This window comes from Kangiella geojedonensis (assembly GCF_000981765.1).
Taxonomy (GTDB): Bacteria; Pseudomonadota; Gammaproteobacteria; order Enterobacterales; family Kangiellaceae; genus Kangiella; species Kangiella geojedonensis.
The window spans coordinates 1,419,839-1,440,136 of the sequence record NZ_CP010975.1 but is presented as its reverse complement, the minus strand read 5'-3'; the positions used below and the strand labels follow the sequence as shown (position 1 = coordinate 1,440,136).

Below are 20,298 nucleotides of genomic sequence, written 5' to 3'. Positions count from 1 at the left end.
TCAGGTTAAATTCACAGAGCCAAAGTTACAATAGCTGTAAGCTGGTTAAGCTGATTTTAAAGCATTTTGAAGGAGATTTATCATGGGCAAGTTGTTGAAAATTACATTTGTTTTGTTGGGAGGAGCTTTGTTAGCAGCATGTGCTAGCACACCAAAACAAATAGACTTTGATAAGCCAAACCTCAACTTTACAAAAGTTGCTCAAAATCCAGAAGCATTTAATAAGCAAGAAGTGCGATGGGGAGGTATCGTTGCTCGTGTGGAAAATTTAGAGAAAGATACCTTGATCGAGGTAGTAAACTTGCCGTTAGGAAGACAAGCTCGTCCAGTAGCAAGTCAAGAGACTGGAGGACGCTTTATTGCCCGAGTTCCTGGTTTCCTTGATCCTATGATTTATAAGCAAGGCAAAGAAATTACGGTCGTTGGTATGTTGTCGGAGCCAATGCCGGGCAAAGTTGGTGAGCATAAAATAAACTTCCCTGTGGTGGACACAAGAGGACACCAATTATGGGAGGAGCGCCCAAACTACGAGTATGTTGAAGTTTATTCGGCGTGGGATCCGTACTGGTTCTATCACCGCCCTTACTACTGGCCTTATCATTATCGCTATAGAATCATACGTCATGATTATAGGCATGATCGTCGTCGAGACTTAAACCGTGATGCGCAGAATCCAGACACTGAGAACTATAGAGGCGTTCCAGTCGAACCTCGAGTAAGAAGAGTTCCCCCAAAGCCAAGCAAAAAAGCTCAAAGTGCATCGAGTCGGAAAGCCGATATATTAAAGCAGCAGTAAGTTATAAATTCGTGAACAATAAAAAGGAGCCGTACGGCTCCTTTTTATTGTTACATTAAGATTGGTTATTCGGGCTTATCGTGTCCGTAAAACTTAATATTTCGCTTAATACGATCACGGCCATTTTCTTGTCGCCAGCGGTTAGTGTCGCGTAGAGAGTAAACGCAACCGCAGTATTCTTGCTGATAAAACTCTTCGCGCTTTGAGATCTCAATCATTCTCTGGGCACCGCCTTTTTTACGCCAGTTAAATGTCCAGTATCGAACATCATCGTAGCGATTGGCAGCTCTAACGCCACAATCGTTGATTTGCTCCATGTTTTTCCAGCGAGAAATGCCGAGAGTACTGGTTATAAGATCGAAATTATTTTCCGCAGCATAGAGCGCAGTACGCTCAAATCGCATGTCAAAACAGACAGTGCAACGCGCGCCGCGTTCAGGCTCATCTTCAAGCCCTTTGATGCGTTCAAACCAATTATCCTTATCGTAGTCAGCATCGATAAACTCTATCCCGAGCTTATCGCAAAAACGCTTATTTTCGTTTTTTCGAATTTCATACTCTTCAATCGGGTGAATATTCGGGTTGTAGAAGAACACCGTTTGCTTAATACCTGAGGCATGAACCGCTTCCATGACTTCAGCTGCACAAGGTGCACAACAAGAATGCATCAATACTTTATCTTCACCGTCGGGCGTTTCAAGTAGTGGGCGTTGATAGTTATCGACTGAATAAGGGTTCACACTAAACTCCGAGAGCTTTCAGCTCATATCTTGCAAATGTATCATTTAGGCGTAATGGTAAACTCAAGCGGGGTAACTCGCAAGTCAATCCATTACTAGCTTTGGGCAAATTTAATGGCAAATTTCGAGCGGCGTACGAATCGAGATAACAAAAGGACTGCCGCAATGGATAAACCAACAATAATACCTATCCAAAAACCTTGGACTTTAAGTCCTTGATATTCAGCTAGATAGTAACCTATGGGGAAACCAAATAGCCAGTAAGCAACGGCCATGTATATCATCGGAACTTTCGTATCTTTCATCCCGCGAAGGGCGCCTGCGCTATTGATTTGCAGCCCATCTGAAAACTGGAATATCGCGGCTAAAAAGATCAAACTTGCAGCGATATTGATCAGTTCGGGGTTGTCGGTATAAAAGCCGACGAAGTCGTGTCGAAACAATAGCATTAATGTGACGGATAAGGCTTGGAAGAAGACACTAAGGCCAATTCCACAAAAGCCTGCTAGACGCATTTGACGAAAATCTTGCTTCCCCCGCCAAAACCCAACGCGAGCCGTAATAGCGACTGATAAGCCGAGTGGTACCATAAAAGCCACTGTGGCAATGTTCATGGCTATTTGGTGAGCGCCGGTCAGGTCAACGCCATAGCGGGCAACCATAATGCCGATGACGCCAAATAACCCCACTTCCATTAACATACCGACGGCTATCGGGGTTCCAATAGTGAAGTATTCTTTGATTAAACTGACTTTGGGCCAGTGAATGTTCTTAAATATACCAAGGTGGTCGTAGCGCTGATTTTTGTAGGTGTAAATAAGCAAAAAGAGAAAGAGTAAGGTCCAAACAAGGCTCGTTGCATAACCAACGCCTACGGCGCCCATTGCCGGCAAGCCAAGCCCACCATAAATGAACCACGTATTAAACAGAATATTAAAGGGAATAACTAAAAAGGAACAAATCATGATGGCTTTGGTGGAAAAAAGCCCTTCGTTCGATGCTCTGAGTGCTAGAAATAAAAACGCTGGGAGTGTGCCCCAGCTCATCGCTGAAAGGTAGTCAGCGGTTAGTCCTGCGATATCCGGCGTAACGTCCATTAGTAGTAACGGCGCCTCCATATTTCGCAAAACAAAGAAGGCGACTATGGCGAAAGCAACGGCTATGAATGCACCCATTTGGAAGGTTTTGCCGATTTGTTTGAACTGACCCTGACCATTAAAGTGGGATACCATCGGGTTCAGAGCAAAGCTTAACCCTAGATATAGAGCGAAAATAATCATGAAGGTGTTAGCGCCTGTACCAACGGCAGCCAATGCATGCTTACTGTAATTACCTGCCATCAAAGTATCGACAACGCCTAGTGTCATTTGCGCTAATTGAGCAAGGATCGCGGGTATTGCAACTTTGATAAGAGCGCTACTTTCTTCACCAATTTGGCGCAGTGAATGTTTTTCCATGGCTTTAGTCTTGGTACTGTTAGCTATCGGAATTACTTAACGTCAGCGCACCGAGCGCGATTCCGTGTGTTAGAAATTCACCTAACGGTAAACGCGGAAGTTCAGACAAATCTTCGGGTGTCAGTCTGTGTTTTTGATTCAAGGTTTGAATGGCTTGCTCGAGACCTTTCGGGAACTGGAAGTAAACGCCATTGATGAATGTTAATAAGGCTTGCTCATGTTCAAAGTAAGCAATTCGAGCTAATAAATTTAACTCAACGCCCTCAGTTAGAGCAATCTCTGATAATTCCTGTGACTTAGGCAAGTTTACTGGTTCGAGAGCCTCAGGGTATTTAAGCTCGGTTACTGTTTTGCCTGCGGCAATAAGCAATTCTCTTCGGTTGAGTAAGTGTTGAAGCTCGCCAAGCGCCCAGTCAGGCATTTCTGAATGTAACGCCCCAAAGGCATGGTATTTCTTAAGCTTACCACTGTCTTGCCACAGGCTATCAAACTCCAGAGATGCAGAGCTGAGGGCTGAATCAAGAATAGAGCCAATATTCGGTGCTCTAAAGCCAATGGAATAGGTAATGCTGTTATCCACAGAAACGCCCCAGTGTGGCGTGTTAGGCGGGATATAAAGCACATCACCAGGACTGACAATAACATCCATAGTTGCCTCAAATGGTGCAACCTGAGCGATTTGTGGATGCGGATTGAGAGTGCTGACTTTTTGATCTTTAAAGCCAACGCGCCAACGTCTTTGACCTTGGCCTTGGACTAGAAAGACATCGTATTTATCCAAATGTGGACCGACGCCACCATGGGCTGTAGCGAAGGAGACCATAATGTCGTCTAAGCGCCATCGAGGTAAAAAGTTACAGGCTTTGGTGAGTTCTTGAAGAGGAGGGTGGAAGTAGTCTAGAGATTGTACCAGCAGAGTCCAGTTCTTCTCTCCTAATTCTTCAAAAACAGTTTCTTCAAGTGGCCCATGTGATAACTGCCAGCGTTGTTGCTGAGAGTTGTGTTGGATGAGACGTGATTCAATATCATCATCTAAACTGTAGCCGGCTAACTCCTCTGGAGTAATCAACGCAGGGTCGGCTGAGAAACCACCTCGAATGAGTAGTGGCTTCTTTTGCCAGTAGTCCGAAAGAAACTCCTCCGGACTAATATCGCCTAACATACTTGATTGAATTTTCGCCATAATCTTCTGATTTACTGCAGTTTAGATAGACTTTGCTTGCTCGACCGCGTTACCAATATAAGTTGCTGGGGTTAACTGCTTCAAGCGTTCCTTTTCTTCTTGCGGAAGCTCTAAACTATCAATAAAGGCTTTTAGATCTTCTTGAGTGACACGCTTTCCACGAGTGAGCTCTTTTAGCTTTTCGTAGGGATTTGGGATGGCATAGCGACGCATAACCGTTTGAATAGGCTCTGCAAGCAATTCCCAGTTCGAATTTAATTCGTCGAGTAATGACTGCTCATTAACTTCCAGCTTGGAGATACCTTTCAATGTCGCTTGGTAAGCGATGATACTGTGAGCAAAGCCTACGCCTAAAACACGTTGTACTGTCGAGTCTGATAAGTCACGCTGCCAGCGAGAAATAGGAAGCTTCATGGCTAAATGGTCAAACAATGCATTAGCAATGCCTAGGTTGCCTTCAGAGTTCTCAAAGTCGATAGGGTTAACCTTGTGCGGCATGGTTGATGAACCAATTTCACCAGCAATCGTTTTCTGCTTAAAGTGACCTAGCGCGATATAACCCCAAACATCACGATCGAAGTCGATGATGATAGTGTTGTAGCGTGCAATGGCATCGAATAATTCAGCCATATAGTCATGTGGTTCAATTTGAGTGGTGTAGGCATTCCAAGTCAAACCAAGAGATGTCACGAAATTTTCTGCGAAGCTTTGCCAGTCAAAGTCCGGGTATGCAGAAAGGTGCGCATTATAGTTACCTACAGCGCCATTAATCTTACCTAAAACTTCTTGGCTTTCGATCTGCTTTAATTGACGTTCGAGACGGTAAACCACGTTAGCCATCTCTTTGCCCATCGTCGAAGGAGAGGCTGGTTGGCCATGGGTTCTTGCCATCATTGGAATGTCAACAAACTGTCCAGCCAAGTCACGAATAGAATTTGCAATTTGCTTTTGATATTCAATCAAGGCTTCGGTGCCTTCTTTTAGCATCAAAGCGTATGACAAGTTGTTGATATCTTCTGAGGTGCAGGCAAAGTGAATAAACTCACTGACTTTGGCAACTTCTTCATTCGCTTCAACTTGCTCTTTTAGAAAGTATTCGACGGCTTTAACGTCGTGATTGGTCGTGCGCTCAATCTCTTTAATGCGAGCTGCATCATCTTCCGAAAAATTAGCCACGATACTGTCAAGCATTTCATTGGCTTGTGCAGAAAACTCAGGAACTTCTTTAATTTCAGAGGCTTGAGCCAGTGCTTGTAGCCAACGAACTTCGACCGTAACACGGTATTTCAGAAGACCATACTCACTGAATATTGGGCGTAAGTCGGTAGCTTTAGAGCCGTAGCGACCATCAACAGGAGAAATTGCAGTTAAAGCGGAAAGTTGCATCGTTATACCTTATCCGTAAAAGCTAAATTTAATCAATTGTTTGAAGGGGCTGATCATACCTTAACTGCTTACTTTTAGCATCTTTTGTCACAACAAAAGTACTCATCCGACGCATAAAAAAAGCCAGTCGAAACTGGCTTTCTTAATAAGCTATTGTTGCTTGATAGGTTAACGCCCGATATCAAACACATCCAAGATCATGCGTGTACCTTCCATGACACGTATAATTTTGCCTTCTAGCTCAATGATTTTACTACCTAAAGGCCCAACCGGTAACCGCTCGCGTAACTCAAGCGGAATATCGCGGCCGTGCCGATAAATATCAATGGGGAGTACTTCACCGCGCTGAACTTTCATTTGCCAGCCAGGAGGGAGCTCACCAGTCCTTTCGTACTTTTTCTGAAGTCCCTTGGGCAAGGTAGTGCGCCCTGAGTCATAACGGTGACGGTAATAATAATCTTGTATCAAGTCATGCTCATCGTTTGAGAAACGACGCTCTCGCTCAGGCTTCTTGTCCTCTTGGGAATGCTTTTGCTCAGCATGCTGAGGCTTGCCTTTATAACCTTTCTGCGGGTCACTTTTAGCGACCGCCAATGGACCGCTTAAGCTGACTGCCACAGCAAGACTAATCAGTGTTACTAATTGTTTTTGCATGATATTTCCCCTAATAGATCATTCTCGTTATAACACATTCTATTATAAAGGTACTGAATATCGACTGAATAAGATAAGCCTCACATTCTGTATAGGCTGTGTTATAATCAGCCGCCGATTTTCGGAGGAATGAGCGCAAAGTACATCGAACATGTACGAAAAGTAGCCAAATTGCCTAAACTGATAGCGAAAGGTAGTTAAGTGGGTTGTTAGCATTTCTTCGTAAGAGACTGAATTTACTTTAAATTGAGGAATATAGCGTGTTAGAAGCATACAGAAAACATGTAGCAGAACGTGCTGAGCAAGGTATTCCACCTTTGCCTTTGAGCGCCGAGCAAGTCAATGAGCTTGTTGAACTTTTGAAAAATCCACCAGCAGGTGAAGAAGAGTTTTTAGTAGAACTATTAACTGATCGTGTGCCTCCAGGTGTTGATGAAGCCGCTTATGTTAAAGCTGGCTTTTTAGCGGCGATTGCAAAGGGTGAGGCACAATCTCCTTTAGTAGACAAAGAACACGCTGTGAAACTTCTAGGCACAATGCTTGGTGGTTACAACATCGCAACACTAGTAGAGTTGCTTGATGATAAAGAATTGAACTTACTGGCTGGTGAAAAACTTAAAGATACTTTGTTAATGTTTGATGCTTTCCACGATGTGGCTGAAAAAGCAGATGCTGGCAACGAAGTGGCAAAAGACGTCATCAAGTCTTGGGCTGAAGGTGAATGGTTCACGAAAAAGCCAAAACTCGATGAAAAAATCACATTAACCGTCTTTAAGGTCCCTGGTGAGACTAACACTGATGACTTATCACCAGCACAAGATGCATGGTCTCGTCCTGATATTCCATTGCACTCATTAGCGATGTTGAAAAACTCTCGTGAGGGTATTAATCCTGACAAAGAGGGTGAAATTGGTCCTATTAGCACTATTGAAAAGTTAGAAGAGAAAGGCAACCCAATCGTTTACGTTGGTGATGTTGTGGGTACTGGTTCTTCTCGTAAATCTGCGACAAACTCTGTGTTGTGGTTGATGGGTAACGATATTCCTCACGTTCCAAACAAGCGAGCAGGTGGTTTCTGTTTCGGCAGTAACATTGCTCCAATTTTCTATAACACCATGAAAGATGCTGGCGCTATGCCGGTAGAGCTTGATGTGTCTAAAATGGAAATGGGCGATGTTATCGATTTCTATCCGTATGAAGGAAAAGTCACTAAGAATGGTGAAGTGATTGCTGAGTTTGAATACGGTAGCAAAGTGATTTTTGACGAAGTTCAAGCGGGCGGTCGTATCCCACTAATCATTGGACGTGGTTTAACAGAGCGCGCTCGTGAATATTTAGGTTTAGAAGCGACTGATTTATTCCGTAATGCAGAAGAGGTAAGCGATTCAGGCAAAGGCTATACGTTAGCGCAAAAAATGGTTGGTCGTGCTTGTGGCCTAGACGGTGTTCGCCCAGGTCAGTACTGCGTACCTAAGATGACAACGGTCGGCTCGCAAGATACTACTGGCCCTATGACACGTGACGAGCTAAAAGATTTAGCATGTTTAGGTTTCTCTGCTGACTTGGTTATGCAGTCATTCTGCCACACAGCAGCATACCCAAAGCCAGTTGACGTCGGTACTCAGCATACGCTTCCTGATTTCATCATGAATCGTGGTGGTGTTTCATTACGTCCGGGTGATGGTATTATCCACAGCTGGTTAAACCGTATGTTGCTTCCTGATACTGTCGGTACTGGTGGTGATTCACATACACGTTTCCCATTGGGGATTTCTTTCCCAGCAGGCTCGGGTCTTGTGGCATTCGCTGCTGCGACGGGTGTTATGCCTTTGGATATGCCTGAGTCAGTATTGGTTCGCTTTAAAGGTAAGCGTCAACCGGGTATTACTTTGCGTGATTTAGTGCATGCGATTCCTTATCAAGCGATAAAAGATGGCCACTTAACCGTAGAAAAAGCCGGTAAGAAGAACATTTTCTCGGGTCGCATTCTTGAAATCGAAGGCCTAGAAGACTTAACCGCTGAGCAAGCGTTTGAGCTTTCAGACGCATCTGCAGAGCGTTCTGCAGCAGGTTGTACGATTAAGCTAAGCGAAGAGTCAGTTGCTGAATACCTTGAGTCAAATATTGTCTTATTGAAGTGGATGATCTCTAACGGTTATGGTGACGAGCGTACGCTTTCTCGTCGTATCGAGAAGATGCAAGAGTGGTTGGATAACCCGAGCTTGTTATCGGCTGATGCTGATGCTGAGTATACCGAAGTTATCGAAATCGACATGGACAACTTAAAAGAACCTGTTCTTTGTGCGCCAAACGATCCAGATGATGCTCGCTTATTAAGCGAAGTTGCTGGTGACAAGATTGATGAAGTCTTCATCGGTTCTTGCATGACTAACATTGGTCACTTCCGTGCTGCAGCTAAATTGCTAGAAGATATTGAAGCCGGTACTTTGCAAACCCGCTTGTGGATCGCGCCACCAACTAAGATGGATGAGCATCAGTTGATGGAAGAAGGGCACTACAACACTTTCGGTCGTTCAGGCGCGCGCTTAGAGATGCCAGGGTGTTCATTGTGTATGGGTAACCAAGCACGTGTTGCTCCGAAGTCTACAGTGGTTTCAACTTCAACGCGTAACTTCCCGAATCGTTTAGGGCAGGGCGCTAACGTTTACTTAGCTTCTGCTGAGTTGGCGTCTGTTGCAGCGGTGATGGGCAAACTACCGACGGTAGAAGAGTACATGGAGTATGCTAATAAGATTGACTCTATGGCTGATGACATCTATGTTTATATGAATTTCCATCAGATGGATGAGTATAAGAAGCAAGCAAACAAAGTAACTATTCCGGTAAGTAACCAAGTTACTGTCGGTGCTTAGTCACTACTGTTTGTAAGTTTCAAATGCAAACAAAAAAAAGCCCGCTTAATTAGCGGGCTTTTTCTTTTTTTATCTAGACAGTGAAGTTACTTTTTGTTGGTGCGCTTTGAATAGTTTTCAAGATGAACCACTTTAGGGTTACTGGTTACTGACTTGTGGAGGTTAGCAAAATACTTTTCCTCTAACTGCTCTAGAGAAATTGGTGGGTCAAAGTAAAAGCCTTGGAAGAGACTGCAGTGTTCTTTAATTAAGTAATCTAACTGCTCTTTGGTTTCTACACCTTCTGCAATAACTTCTAAGCCCATATCAAGACTCATGCCAATTACTGTTCGGATAATGGTTTCACTATCAGGATCGCCTGGTACGTCTTTTACAAAAGAGCGATCAATTTTAAGTTTGTCGAGAGGTAGTTTTTTTAAGTAGGTTAATGACGAGTAACCCGTACCAAAATCATCGATGGATAGTTTTACACCCAGCTTTTTCAGTTCATTGAGAATATCGATGGACACTCTTGCTTCATGTAATAAGACCGTTTCTGTCACTTCTAGCTCAAGTAGCTGTGGAGGAATTTTAGTTTGATCAAGAAGTTTTTTGATGTAGCTGACCAGGTCCGAATTGCGAATCTGAACAACGGATAAATTGACGGTGATAAAAGGAGAGTACCCATGTTGTTCTAGCCAGTGTTTAATTTGGTAGCAAACCTGCTTTAAGACCCACTCGCCAATTGGGATAATTAAATGATTCTCTTCCGCAATAGGTATAAACTCAGCAGGAGATATAATTCCTTCAGTCGGGTGACTCCAGCGGAGCAAAGCTTCGGCGCCAATAAACTTGTTTCCGTCTTGTGTAATTTGGGGCTGATATCTAATAATAAAGCGTGATTCAGCTAGAGCTTTGCGTAGCTCTTTTTCAAGTACATGCTTTCTAACGACCGCCTTTTCCATGGCTTTTTTGAATACTGCATAACGATTACGGCCCATAGACTTGGCATAATACATGGCGGTATCTGCACGTTGAATAATAGCTTCTTCATTCTCTGCGTCTCTAGGGTAAATCACGATGCCGATACTTGCTGTGGAAAATAATTTGTTGCCACTAACGTTGTATTCTTGCGCTAAAGTGAAATTTATTTTTTCGGCAATTTTACAAGCGACTCGCTCTGCTTTCTTAGGGTCTCCAGATAACTGGTTGAGTTGCACAATAAACTCATCACCGCCTAATCGAGACACTGTGTCGCCTTCTCTTACAATAGTTTGCAATCGCTCTGCGACTTTTTGAAGCAAAGTGTCTCCAGCCATATGCCCCAGTGAATCATTGATGGTTTTAAAGTAGTCTAGATCAATGAACAGAACCGCGCCGCTGTGTCCATAACGTTTAGTTAAGGCAAGAGATTGATGAATGCGATCATTAAGCAGTAAACGGTTGGGGAGCTCGGTTAATGAATCATGCTGAGCCATGTGTTGAATCTGACGCTCGTACTCCTTCGAGTCGGTAATATCTACTCCTACAGTCACTACTGATGGCGTTCTGCTAAAGCGTGTGATGAAAGGTACTTTTGAAATGTTTAGTGTTACTTTACTGCCATCAACATTATATATTTCAATCTCTTTTTGTATAGCGTGAGCGTCTCTACGTAAAAGTAAGCTTTCATCTTCAAAAATATTTTTTGAATTAGGATGGTGATCAATTAAGTCTTTTTGGGAGCAGCCCTCTATTTCAGACATTGGGATACCGAAGAAATCTGCAGCATAGCGGTTCGCGAGTATCAATTTCCCATTCGTGTTAGTCGCAAAGATCATGTGTGGAACTAAGTTGATAATTTGCCGAATCTTATCGCTTTGATCTTCGAGATCTTGGGTTTGCTTTTTTACCTGTTTTTTTAGAAGGAGAGCCACCAAGGCGGCAACAAACAATAGTCCTATCACTATCAACAAAGTATATACAAGCCAGGCAGGAAACGCTGATTCTTCTGCTATAATTCCCTTTAAGTATTTGTCTTTAAGTTGATAATAAGGGGAGCTTCCATCAAAGCGCCATAGTTTCGTATAACGATCTATAGTGGCTAGAAGATCCGCATTGGTATTTTTAGCAGTGGCAAAAAGGACTTTTCGTGGCTCAAAAACAATTGGTGTTTGTTTTATATAAGGATTATCGTGGCTGTAGCTCACTAGATTGCTAGTCACAGCTGCCGCTACTTCTTTTGATTCTATGGCCCCTAGAGCTTGCTTGTAAGTTTGGAACTCTACAAAATCACACTCTATAATAAACAAATCGCACAAGTTTTTTAACTTGATACCATAGACTTCGTTTTTTATGACTGCAATTTTCTTGCCGGATAAAGCAATGATATTTTGTGGGACTAAGGCGTCTTTGTGAACATAAACTTGGCCCCATCCAGTGAGAATACCTTCCTCGTTGTAGTCTAAATATTGTGCACGGTCTTCTGAGTAAGCAATAAAGGGAATAAGATCGAGTTCGTGGTTGAGTGTCTTTGGTATGACTTCTGGCCAATTGAGGTTGACCCACTCTATGTTCCAGCCTTCTTTTTCCGCCATGGTTTCTAAGAGTTCAACCATGAAGCCTGCGTTAGTTCCGTCTTGCTCGACAACCATGATGGGCGGAGCGTTAAACATAGCAACCCTTAAAGAGCGTTTCGGCTCCTTATTCAAATCGCTAGCCAATGCGTCGAGCGTCAGTAGGCTACTTATAGAAAGTAACGTTATTAACGCAAGGGTTTTAAAGAATAATTTCTGCAATTTTTACCCCTCACTGCTATTAACCTTATTATTTTTTCCTATCCTTGGCAATAAGTTATTAGTGAGGGGATGGGGTTCAAGGCTTTGAGTTTAACCAGTGCTTGGCTTCTACCTCTGTGGCAAAAACACCGACTGGGTAGTGTGATTGTGCGAGTTGCGGTGACTTTTGAGTTCGGTAGATCAATAGTTGTTCTAAATAATGTCGCTCTAATACCGACATATTGCCTTTTCCTAATACAAAGGCTACGGCGCTATATAAGCGTTGGTGTTTGTTCGATTGAAGGTAATCTTTACAGTCTAGTTCAAATTCTGCAATTCCATCCAGTTGGATCAAGAGTTGTGGAAGTCGGCTATGAAAGCGATGGTACTGCTCTAGCAAAATGCTATCTTGATGTTTTAAAAGCTCAGTATTCAGAACAACATTATAGGGATAGCTTATACGGATTAAGTTATCGCTAATGTCTTCTATAGTTATAGTCAGCAGTTTCTTTTGCTTAGGGTTGTAAGGATGTGCTGATAAACGTTGCTTCTCCAATGGCAGAACCTCTCTGTGGATAACGGCGAATCGAGGCTATTATAGAGAACAACTGGTCGGAGGTTTGTTATATTGTTTAAAATGTATACAAAAAGAGCAGCCCTAGGGCTGCTCTTAATCTTATTTACATTCTCGAATCAATATTGAAAAGATAGAATGTGTTAAATCAATAGATTATCTGACGATCTTCATCTCTTTAATAAGGTTTTGAGCACCATCAATATGCTCCATAACCCATAGCATGTAAGCACTGCTAACGTGAATCGAGCGGTTTAGGTTAGGGTTATAGTCCCAGTCGCCAATGATTGACTCATAAACGCCGTCGAACAATAGCCCTACAAATTCAGCATCACCATTCATTGTTGGAGAGCCTGAATTACCGCCTGTGGTGTCGACAGTACTTAGGAAATTGACTTGGACACTGTTAAGCGTCTCATCTTGATATTTTCCATACTGCTTGTCCTTGATAAGCTCTAGCTGTTTTGCAGGAGAGTTGAATGGCTCTTCACCAGTATGTTTTGCGGCTAAGCCTTCAAGAGTAGTAAAAGGCGTTGCGAAGATGCCGTCTTTAGGTGAGTAGCCCTTAACATTACCGTAAGTCACACGTAGTGTGCTGTTTGCATCAGCATACACCGCTTTATCTTGTGACTCATAGTAATCAATAATAGCTGCCATGTACTGTGGACGGAGCTTTTTAAATTTGCCTGATTGCTCTTTCTCTTCAAGCTCTTTTTGATGCTTCTCTTCAAAAGTTGCTACCGCCAACTGAATAAAAGGATCATCCGAGGCTTTGAACTCATCTACAGATTTTCCGACCCAGCTTAAGCGAGTTTCTTCATCCGTAAGACCTGTTTCAGCGAACATCTTGTCAACTTTGCCATTGAACTTTTCCGCGTTGAACTCTTCATCAATGCCCATGAACTTATCATAGCTTTGAACGCGGTCTTCTTCAGGCAATTCAGCGTATACAGCAACGAAGTGCTTATATAGAGCTTTTTCAACGTCAGCGTCCCAACGACGGTTCATGCGCTTTAAACCTTCTTTGATACGAATCAAGTCACGTTCTTGATAACCCGGCTCACGCTCTGCATCTGGCTTCTGGCTTTCAATGGCTAGACGATACAAGCGAGCAGCTGTACCTGAAAGGGTATCTCTGTTCATGCCCCATTTTTTGAGCTCTACGGCTTGGTCTTTAATGTCTTCCTTGATCAGAGCGTCAAGTTGAGACAGTGCATCACCATGCTTTTCTTTCATTGCTGGATTGTCGAGCAGCCATGCCTCTAAATCTGCTTCGAGTTTCTGTTTGCGCGCTAGCAAGTCACCCTTACCATAGCTTTCGATCATGCTGCCCCAGTTTTTCTCAGCGTTGTTTAAGCCCGCTAGTGTGCTGGCATACTTAACACGAGCGTCACTACCTTCCGGGGCATTCTCTTTAATAATATCAATGTATTTATGAAGAATAGTGCGGAAAGTAGGGTAGCTCCATTCAAACTGGTTCTCTACTTCAGCGCTGGTACGGTAGCGGTTTGTGCGACCTGGATAGCCAGTAACCATCACAAAATCTCCTTTCTCTACACCGCTAGCGTTAACTTTTAAGAAATGCTCCGGCTCATAAGGGACATTGTCTTTAGAGAAGTCTGCTGGTTTCCCATCTTTACCCACGTAAGCGCGATAAAACGCAAAGTCACCCGTATGGCGTGGCCACATCCAGTTATCTACGTCACCGCCGTATTTTCCAATGTGTGATGATGGTGCATACACCAAACGTACATCACGAATTTCCATTTGTTTAATTAAGCGATATTCTAAGCCTCCGTGGAAAGTGTATACATTACAGCGATAACCATCTTCAGCTTCACAATCTGCTACTAAGGCCTTTTCTTTTTTCTCAACGGCTTTATAGCGCTCCATACCAGACATTTCATCTGTTAAGCCATCGTTGATGGCGTCTGTTACATCAGTGACTTCTGTCGTTACATAAACTCGAGAGCCTGGCGCTGCTGCTAGTTCTTCTGAAAGCTCTTTTGCTAAAAAGCCTTTTTCCAAAAGGTTGTTCTCAGCAGTTGAGTTGAACTGAATGCTACCGTAGGCACAGTGATGGTTTGTTGCGACTAAGCCCTGAGGAGAAAGGAATGATGCCGTGCATCCACCAAGACTGATGACAGCCCCCATTGGGAATTCGGTCAACTTGCTTAAATCTTCAGGATCAATATTTAAGCCCGCATCTTCAAGTTGGTCTTCAATTAATGGCAGTTGGCTCGGTTGCCACATACCTTCATCCGCCATCAATGGCGAAGTCGCTGCAGCAACAGAAATCGCCGCAACTGATAGTAACTTCTTCATGGAGTAGTCCCCTGATGTTGTCATTTTGAATTATTGCAGCCAAACAATATAAAGGGTTAGAAGACAAATTCCAGTAGGGTTGGGTAGTAAAGTGTAAATAAGTGTTGCAGTAATTATGGTCATTGCCAATCTACAGAGTAGGAGCAGTAATCTACTATAGATTTATAACTCTAAAAGTGGATTTCAAAAATCGGCGAGATACTTTCTCTTGGTGAGCAAGAGAAAGTATCCAAAGAGAAGCCACCCCTATGTTGGGGTTACGCGGGAATGATGTAGAAGGGAATTAAACGTTCATTTCTGGAACGTTATCTGGAATAACTAAGTCCGCTTCTGTTTTTTCTCGAATTTCTTCTACCGAAACGCCTGGTGCACGTTCTATGAGGTGGAAAGCACCGTCTTTGATTTCCATCAAGGCTAACTCAGTAATTACCCGTTTAATACACTGTGCGCCTGTTAGCGGTAACGTACACTCTTTAAGGATCTTGGACTGTCCGTGCTTATTGGCGTGAGTCATGGTCACAATGATGTTTTCTGCGCCAGCCACTAAATCCATTGCGCCGCCCATGCCTTTGACTAATTTTCCAGGGATCATCCACGAAGCGATGTTACCTTGTTGGTCTACTTCGAAAGCGCCTAGTACTGTAAGGTCGACATGTCCGCCACGAATCATCGCAAAGCTTTCTGCTGATGAGAAGAATGCTGCTCCTGTTGCGGCTGTTACCGTTTGTTTTCCCGCGTTGATTAAGTCAGGGTCAATCGTTTCTTCAGTTGGGAACTCGCCCATACCTAATAAACCATTTTCCGACTGCATCATGACTTCGACGCCTTTTGGAACATAGTTAGCGACTAGGGTAGGGATACCAATACCTAGGTTTACGTAGAAACCATCTTCAAGTTCTTGCGCCACTCGCATGGCGATTTGTTCACGTGATAGTGCCATGATTGCGCTCCTTATGCTTTAACTGTGCGTTGCTCGATGCGTTTCTCAAAGTTGTCGCCTTTGATTACGCGTTGAACGTAAATGCCCGGTGTGTGAATAAAGTTAGGGTCTAACTCACCCGGCTCAACAATTTCTTCAACTTCCGCTACGGTGATTTTACCTGCAGTCGCCATCATAGGGTTAAAGTTCATGGCTGTTTTATTGAAGATCAAGTTACCCATGGTGTCGGCTTTCCACGCTTTAACTAGCGCGAAGTCCGCTGTTAGCGATGGCTCTAGAACATAATCACGGCCATCGATATTACGCGTCTCTTTGCCTTCGGCAACTTTCGTACCGAAACCAGTCGCTGTGAAGAAAGCAGGGATCCCTGCGCCACCAGCACGAATTTTCTCCGCTAAAGTACCTTGTGGCGTTAAAATCACTTCCATTTCGCCTGAAAGCAATAGCTTCTCGAACAATTCGTTTTCACCAACATAAGAGCCGATCATAGTGCTGATTTGGCGCTTTTCTAACCACTTACCTAAACCAAAGCCATCAACGCCAGCGTTGTTAGAAATTGCAGTAAGTCCTTTGCAACCTAGTTTATTAACTTGCTCGATCAGACCTTCTGGAATACCACAAAGTCCGAAACCGCCAACCATGACGGTCATATTATCTTTGAAACCCTCTAAGGCTTCTTCGTAACTATTTACGACTTTATTAAAACCTGACATTTTAATTCCTCGTCATATTTTAAGAGTATTTGATTGCCTGTTTATAGTTGCTATTCGCTACTATCTTTTAGCCAGAACAGCATTCGCTACGCGCGATACAGGTTTACGTCCTAGTTGATCAGAAATATAAACCCCTGCATCAACTAGCTTATCTAAATCAATTCCAGTTTTGATGCCTAAGCCATTAAGCATATATACCACGTCCTCAGTCGCCACATTACCTGTCGCGCCAGGCGCGTAAGGGCAGCCACCAAGACCCGCCACAGAGCTATCAATAGTTGAAACACCAAGCTCTAAGCAAGCATATAGATTTGCCAGCGCTTGTCCATAGGTATCATGGAAATGACAGGCTAATTTGTCCACTGGTACAACCTTAGACACGGCTTCTATCATGGCTTTGGCTTTTGCTGGCGTACCGACGCCAATGGTGTCGCCTAGCGAAATCTCATAGCAACCTAAGTCATAAAGATCTTTTGCCACTTTGGCGACTTGTTCTGGCGCGATGTCACCGTCGAAAGGACAGCCGAGGACACATGAAACATAGCCACGGACTTTGATGCCGTTTTCTTTCGCTGCTTCCATCACTGGCTTAAAGCGTTCGATGGATTCAGCAATTGAGCAGTTAATATTTTTCTGTGAGAAGCCCTCGGAAGCCGCAGCAAAAACAGCCACTTCTTCAGCGTTACCAGCTAGAGCGCCTTCAAAGCCTTTGATATTCGGCGTTAACACAGGGAAGGTTACTTCTGGGTGAGCTCCTTTCAAAGGTTTTAGCGCTTGCATCAACTCGTGGTGATCCGCCATCTGCGGCACCCACTTTGGAGAAACAAAGGCTGTTGCTTCAATATCCTTCTCACCAGCAGCGATTAAACGCTTAATCAACTCAACTTTAACCTCGGTTGATACAGGCTGCTTTTCATTTTGCAAACCATCACGAGGCCCCATCTCTACGATGCGAACCTCGTCAGGTAAGTGTTTAATGTGGTCGTCTACTAGAACCATTATATTCTCCAGTATTAACGGAATTAATCTTCGCTAGCATCAAGTCGAAGTAACTCTGCACCATCATCCACCAAGTCACCCGCACTGTATAATACTTCAGCCACAGTACCAGCCGTTGGCGCATTAATAGTGTGCTCCATTTTCATTGCTTCTAGGATGATTAGAGGTTGACCAGCTTCAACAGAGTCGCCTTCAGCAACTTTAACTTCGATAACGGTACCTGGCATTGGTGCTGTTAAGCTACCGCCAGCATCTTCAGAATCAGCGTCCAAGCCACGTTCAACTTTTTCAAGAACTTGATAATTACCGTTGACGAAAATATGCAAACTTTTGCCATCGTCTACGACTCTCGCATTAAAGCGTTTGCCAGCAGCATCCAAGCGTAGATTACTATCGTTCAGCTCGGCAGCATGAATTTTGATTTCTTTCGATGGTAGTTCTAACAAATAGAGGTGGTCATGGGTAACATCGCGATAATGCGTCGTCACAGAGACTTCATTAGGAATACTATCGACATAATCAATGTATTCAAACGCATGATGGTTGTCGGTATTTAATCTCCAACCGCTAACCGAATTCCACGGTGAATATGGATCGGCACTGTTTGCGGCCGATGCTTCAGCTGCCTGTTGACGTTGTACCAATTGGTAAACTGTTGCTGCGACCAAAGCATCTTCATCGGCCGGTGCATCTTCTAAAATCAGCTCGTCACGATAGCGTTCGATGAAGTTAGTGTCTAAGTCACAATCTTCGAACGCTTGGTTGTTGGCCAAAGCTGACAAAAACTCAACGTTAGTGGTTAAGCCGACTACCTGATACTGAGCCAAGGCACCACGTAAGCGGGCGAGGGCAGCGTTACGGTCATGATCCCATACGATTAGTTTCGCAATCATTGGGTCGTAATGTACAGAAACCGTATCACCTTGAAGAACACCTGTATCAATACGAACGTGTTCACTTTCTTCAGGAGTGCTTAAATGAAGCAAAGAGCCTGTAGCTGGCAAGAAATCCTGACGCGGATCTTCGGCATAGATACGAACCTCGAAAGAGTGTCCGTTAATGCTTAAGTCTTCTTGCTTGGCAGGAAGTTCTTGACCCGAAGCAACTTTAAGTTGCCACTCGACTAAATCCTGCCCCGTAATTTTTTCAGTGACCGGATGTTCAACCTGAAGACGCGTGTTCATTTCCATGAAATAGAAAGAACCATCTTCGTCATATAAAAACTCGACCGTACCAGCACCCACGTAGCCGATTGCTTTTGCTGCGCGAATAGCAACTTCGCCCATCTTTTGGCGATTTTCCTCGCTCATACCTGGGGCAGGAGCTTCTTCGATCACTTTCTGGTGACGACGCTGAACCGAACAGTCACGCTCGAACAAGTGTACAGCGTTACCATGTTTATCAGCGAACACCTGAATTTCGACGTGACGAGGCTTCGTAATATACTTTTCAACCAGAACCTTGTCGTCACCGAAAGAGGCGGCTGATTCACGTTTACAAGACGCTAAATTTGATTCAAACTCTTCTGCCTTCCAAACGATGCGCATGCCCTTACCACCGCCACCAGCTGTGGCTTTGATGATGACAGGATAGCCGATGTCGTCCGCTTGAGATTTTAAGAAGTCAGGCTCTTGGTTTTCACCGTGGTAACCTTTAACCAAAGGTACTCCTGCCTCGTCCATGATCTCTTTTGCCGCTGACTTTGAGCCCATGGCGATGATGGCGCCTTCAGGCGGGCCGATGAATTCAATATCTGTCTCTGCTAAGGCTTTTGCAAAACCAGCGTTTTCTGATAAGAAACCGTAACCTGGGTGTACTGCTTGCGCGCCAGTTTCTTGAGCTGCCTTGATAATAAGCTCAGGCTTCAAGTATGAATCTTTAGCAGGAGCAGGACCTAAGTAAATCGCTTCATCTGCCATAGCCACATGGCGCGCGTTTTTGTCTGCCTCGGAATAAACCGCGACAGTACGAATGCCTAGCTTTTTTGCGGTTTGAATCACACGACAGGCGATTTCACCACGGTTTGCAATTAATATTTTTGTAAACATAGATGCTTCCTTAACTGTCGCTGTGTTCAGTTGTGTTTGAAGAGCCGACTGACCAATCAGCGGGGCGCTTCTCTAAAAATGCGTTTAGACCTTCTTTACCTTGTTCGCTCGCACGAATATCAGCGATACGTTTTGCAGTCTCGTCTAAAACGTCTTGATTGATGTCTTTGCCAGCAACGGCCTTAATTAAGCTCTTTGCCGCACGAACCGCTTGTGGTCCGTTGGATAATAATCCAGCGATCATGTCGTTCGATTTTTCAGCCAAATCTTCTTCAGCAACTACCTCGTGCACAAGGCCAAACTCTTTAGCTTGGGGAGCTTTAAAGCGTTCTGCGGTTAAGAAGTAGCGCTGTGCTTGACGCTCGCCAATAGCTTTAACAACGTATGGACTTATCACTGCTGGAATTAAGCCTAGCTTTACTTCCGATAAACAGAAGCTAGCGCGCTCTGAAGCGATGACGATATCGCAACAAGCGACTAAGCCAACGCCACCGCCAAAGGCTGCACCTTGAACCACTGCAACGGTTGGTTTGCTTAAGTTGTAAATGGTGTGCATTAGCTCAGCCAGACCTTGGGAGTCTTTATAGTTCTCGTCCCAGGTATAATCCGCCATACGGCGCATCCAGTTTAAGTCTGCGCCAGCGGAAAAGCTTTTACCTTCAGCTTCTAAGACAACAACCTCAACGCTTGGATTAGCATCCATGCGACGAAAAGCTTGGGTTAAGTCTGCAATTAGTTGATCATCAAAGGCGTTATGAACCACACCGCGAGTCATGGTAATACGTCCAACGCCTCGGCCTTCCGAGCCGACGTTTTTAGTATCAATTGTAATGTTAAGTGCTTCAGTCATATCGTTACTCATATCCAGTGATTCA

Annotated in this window: 15 protein-coding genes; 2 read left to right on the top strand and 13 right to left on the bottom strand. The window is 44.0% G+C overall.

Annotated elements, in window-relative coordinates; all coding sequences use genetic code 11:
• Nucleotides 1-82: 82 nt before the first annotated feature.
• Nucleotides 83-796, top strand: a complete 714-nt coding sequence (locus TQ33_RS06400) for a Slp family lipoprotein (RefSeq protein ID WP_046561315.1) — start codon at nt 83-85, stop codon at nt 794-796.
• Nucleotides 797-861: 65 nt separating this feature from the next.
• Here TQ33_RS06400 and TQ33_RS06395 read toward each other — a convergent pair whose 3' ends face one another.
• From TQ33_RS06395 to TQ33_RS06375, 5 genes are all read right to left on the bottom strand, one after another.
• Entirely contained in the window at nt 862-1,464 is a 603-nt protein-coding gene (locus TQ33_RS06395; protein WP_084617063.1) for an epoxyqueuosine reductase QueH, read from the bottom strand.
• A gap of 167 nt (nt 1,465-1,631) precedes the next feature.
• Nucleotides 1,632-2,993, bottom strand: coding sequence for an MATE family efflux transporter (locus tag TQ33_RS06390; protein ID WP_084616935.1), 1,362 nt, complete (start codon nt 2,991-2,993; stop codon nt 1,632-1,634).
• Nucleotides 2,994-3,012: 19 nt separating this feature from the next.
• Nucleotides 3,013-4,176 (bottom strand): cupin domain-containing protein, encoded by a 1,164-nt coding sequence (locus tag TQ33_RS06385; protein ID WP_046561312.1) that lies wholly within the window; start codon nt 4,174-4,176, stop codon nt 3,013-3,015.
• Nucleotides 4,177-4,197: 21 nt separating this feature from the next.
• The gene (gene purB, locus TQ33_RS06380) at nt 4,198-5,562 is read right to left on the bottom strand and encodes an adenylosuccinate lyase (RefSeq protein WP_046561311.1); all 1,365 of its coding nucleotides are present in this window, start codon (nt 5,560-5,562) and stop codon (nt 4,198-4,200) included.
• A 168-nt stretch (nt 5,563-5,730) separates the two neighbouring features.
• Nucleotides 5,731-6,216, bottom strand: a complete 486-nt coding sequence (locus tag TQ33_RS06375; RefSeq protein WP_179944365.1) for a hypothetical protein — start codon at nt 6,214-6,216, stop codon at nt 5,731-5,733.
• 260 nt (nt 6,217-6,476) lie between these two features.
• Here TQ33_RS06375 and acnB point away from each other — a divergent pair, with 260 nt between their 5' ends.
• On the top strand, nt 6,477-9,089 hold the full coding sequence (gene acnB, locus TQ33_RS06370) for a bifunctional aconitate hydratase 2/2-methylisocitrate dehydratase (RefSeq protein WP_046561310.1): 2,613 nt from the start codon (nt 6,477-6,479) through the stop codon (nt 9,087-9,089).
• 86 nt (nt 9,090-9,175) lie between these two features.
• Here the strand turns inward: acnB and TQ33_RS06365 are convergent, their stop codons facing one another.
• The 8 genes from TQ33_RS06365 to TQ33_RS06330 form a co-directional block, all read right to left on the bottom strand.
• Nucleotides 9,176-11,722 (bottom strand): EAL domain-containing protein, encoded by a 2,547-nt coding sequence (locus tag TQ33_RS06365; RefSeq protein WP_071841099.1) that lies wholly within the window; start codon nt 11,720-11,722, stop codon nt 9,176-9,178.
• A gap of 199 nt (nt 11,723-11,921) precedes the next feature.
• Nucleotides 11,922-12,380, bottom strand: a complete 459-nt coding sequence (locus tag TQ33_RS06360; RefSeq protein ID WP_046561309.1) for a hypothetical protein — start codon at nt 12,378-12,380, stop codon at nt 11,922-11,924.
• A gap of 174 nt (nt 12,381-12,554) precedes the next feature.
• Nucleotides 12,555-14,723 (bottom strand): S46 family peptidase, encoded by a 2,169-nt coding sequence (locus tag TQ33_RS06355; protein ID WP_046561308.1) that lies wholly within the window; start codon nt 14,721-14,723, stop codon nt 12,555-12,557.
• 283 nt (nt 14,724-15,006) lie between these two features.
• Nucleotides 15,007-15,663, bottom strand: a complete 657-nt coding sequence (locus tag TQ33_RS06350) for a CoA transferase subunit B (protein WP_046561307.1) — start codon at nt 15,661-15,663, stop codon at nt 15,007-15,009.
• Nucleotides 15,664-15,674: 11 nt separating this feature from the next.
• Complete coding sequence (locus TQ33_RS06345) at nt 15,675-16,376, bottom strand: CoA transferase subunit A (protein WP_046561306.1); 702 nt, start codon at nt 16,374-16,376, stop codon at nt 15,675-15,677.
• Between the two features lie 60 nt (nt 16,377-16,436).
• On the bottom strand, nt 16,437-17,375 hold the full coding sequence (locus TQ33_RS06340) for a hydroxymethylglutaryl-CoA lyase (RefSeq protein WP_046561305.1): 939 nt from the start codon (nt 17,373-17,375) through the stop codon (nt 16,437-16,439).
• Nucleotides 17,376-17,398: 23 nt separating this feature from the next.
• Nucleotides 17,399-19,423 (bottom strand): acetyl-CoA carboxylase biotin carboxylase subunit, encoded by a 2,025-nt coding sequence (locus TQ33_RS06335; RefSeq protein WP_046561304.1) that lies wholly within the window; start codon nt 19,421-19,423, stop codon nt 17,399-17,401.
• A 10-nt stretch (nt 19,424-19,433) separates the two neighbouring features.
• Nucleotides 19,434-20,285, bottom strand: coding sequence for an enoyl-CoA hydratase/isomerase family protein (locus tag TQ33_RS06330; RefSeq protein ID WP_228640049.1), 852 nt, complete (start codon nt 20,283-20,285; stop codon nt 19,434-19,436).
• Nucleotides 20,286-20,298: the final 13 nt, after the last annotated feature.

Excerpts from the sequence above, each read along its gene's own strand:
- TQ33_RS06400 (WP_046561315.1), top strand. The coding sequence starts at position 83 with ATGGGCAAGTTGTTGAAAATTACATTTGTTTTGTTGGGAGGAGCTTTG.
- TQ33_RS06395 (WP_084617063.1), bottom strand. The coding sequence starts at position 1,464 with ATGCATTCTTGTTGTGCACCTTGTGCAGCTGAAGTCATGGAAGCGGTT.
- TQ33_RS06390 (WP_084616935.1), bottom strand. The coding sequence starts at position 2,993 with ATGGAAAAACATTCACTGCGCCAAATTGGTGAAGAAAGTAGCGCTCTT.
- TQ33_RS06385 (WP_046561312.1), bottom strand. The coding sequence starts at position 4,176 with ATGGCGAAAATTCAATCAAGTATGTTAGGCGATATTAGTCCGGAGGAG.
- purB (WP_046561311.1), bottom strand. The coding sequence starts at position 5,562 with ATGCAACTTTCCGCTTTAACTGCAATTTCTCCTGTTGATGGTCGCTAC.
- TQ33_RS06375 (WP_179944365.1), bottom strand. The coding sequence starts at position 6,216 with ATGCAAAAACAATTAGTAACACTGATTAGTCTTGCTGTGGCAGTCAGC.
- TQ33_RS06365 (WP_071841099.1), bottom strand. The coding sequence starts at position 11,722 with ATGTTTAACGCTCCGCCCATCATGGTTGTCGAGCAAGACGGAACTAAC.
- TQ33_RS06355 (WP_046561308.1), bottom strand. The coding sequence starts at position 14,723 with ATGAAGAAGTTACTATCAGTTGCGGCGATTTCTGTTGCTGCAGCGACT.
- TQ33_RS06350 (WP_046561307.1), bottom strand. The coding sequence starts at position 15,663 with ATGGCACTATCACGTGAACAAATCGCCATGCGAGTGGCGCAAGAACTT.
- TQ33_RS06345 (WP_046561306.1), bottom strand. The coding sequence starts at position 16,376 with ATGTCAGGTTTTAATAAAGTCGTAAATAGTTACGAAGAAGCCTTAGAG.
- TQ33_RS06340 (WP_046561305.1), bottom strand. The coding sequence starts at position 17,375 with ATGGTTCTAGTAGACGACCACATTAAACACTTACCTGACGAGGTTCGC.
- TQ33_RS06335 (WP_046561304.1), bottom strand. The coding sequence starts at position 19,423 with ATGTTTACAAAAATATTAATTGCAAACCGTGGTGAAATCGCCTGTCGT.
- TQ33_RS06330 (WP_228640049.1), bottom strand. The coding sequence starts at position 20,285 with ATGAGTAACGATATGACTGAAGCACTTAACATTACAATTGATACTAAA.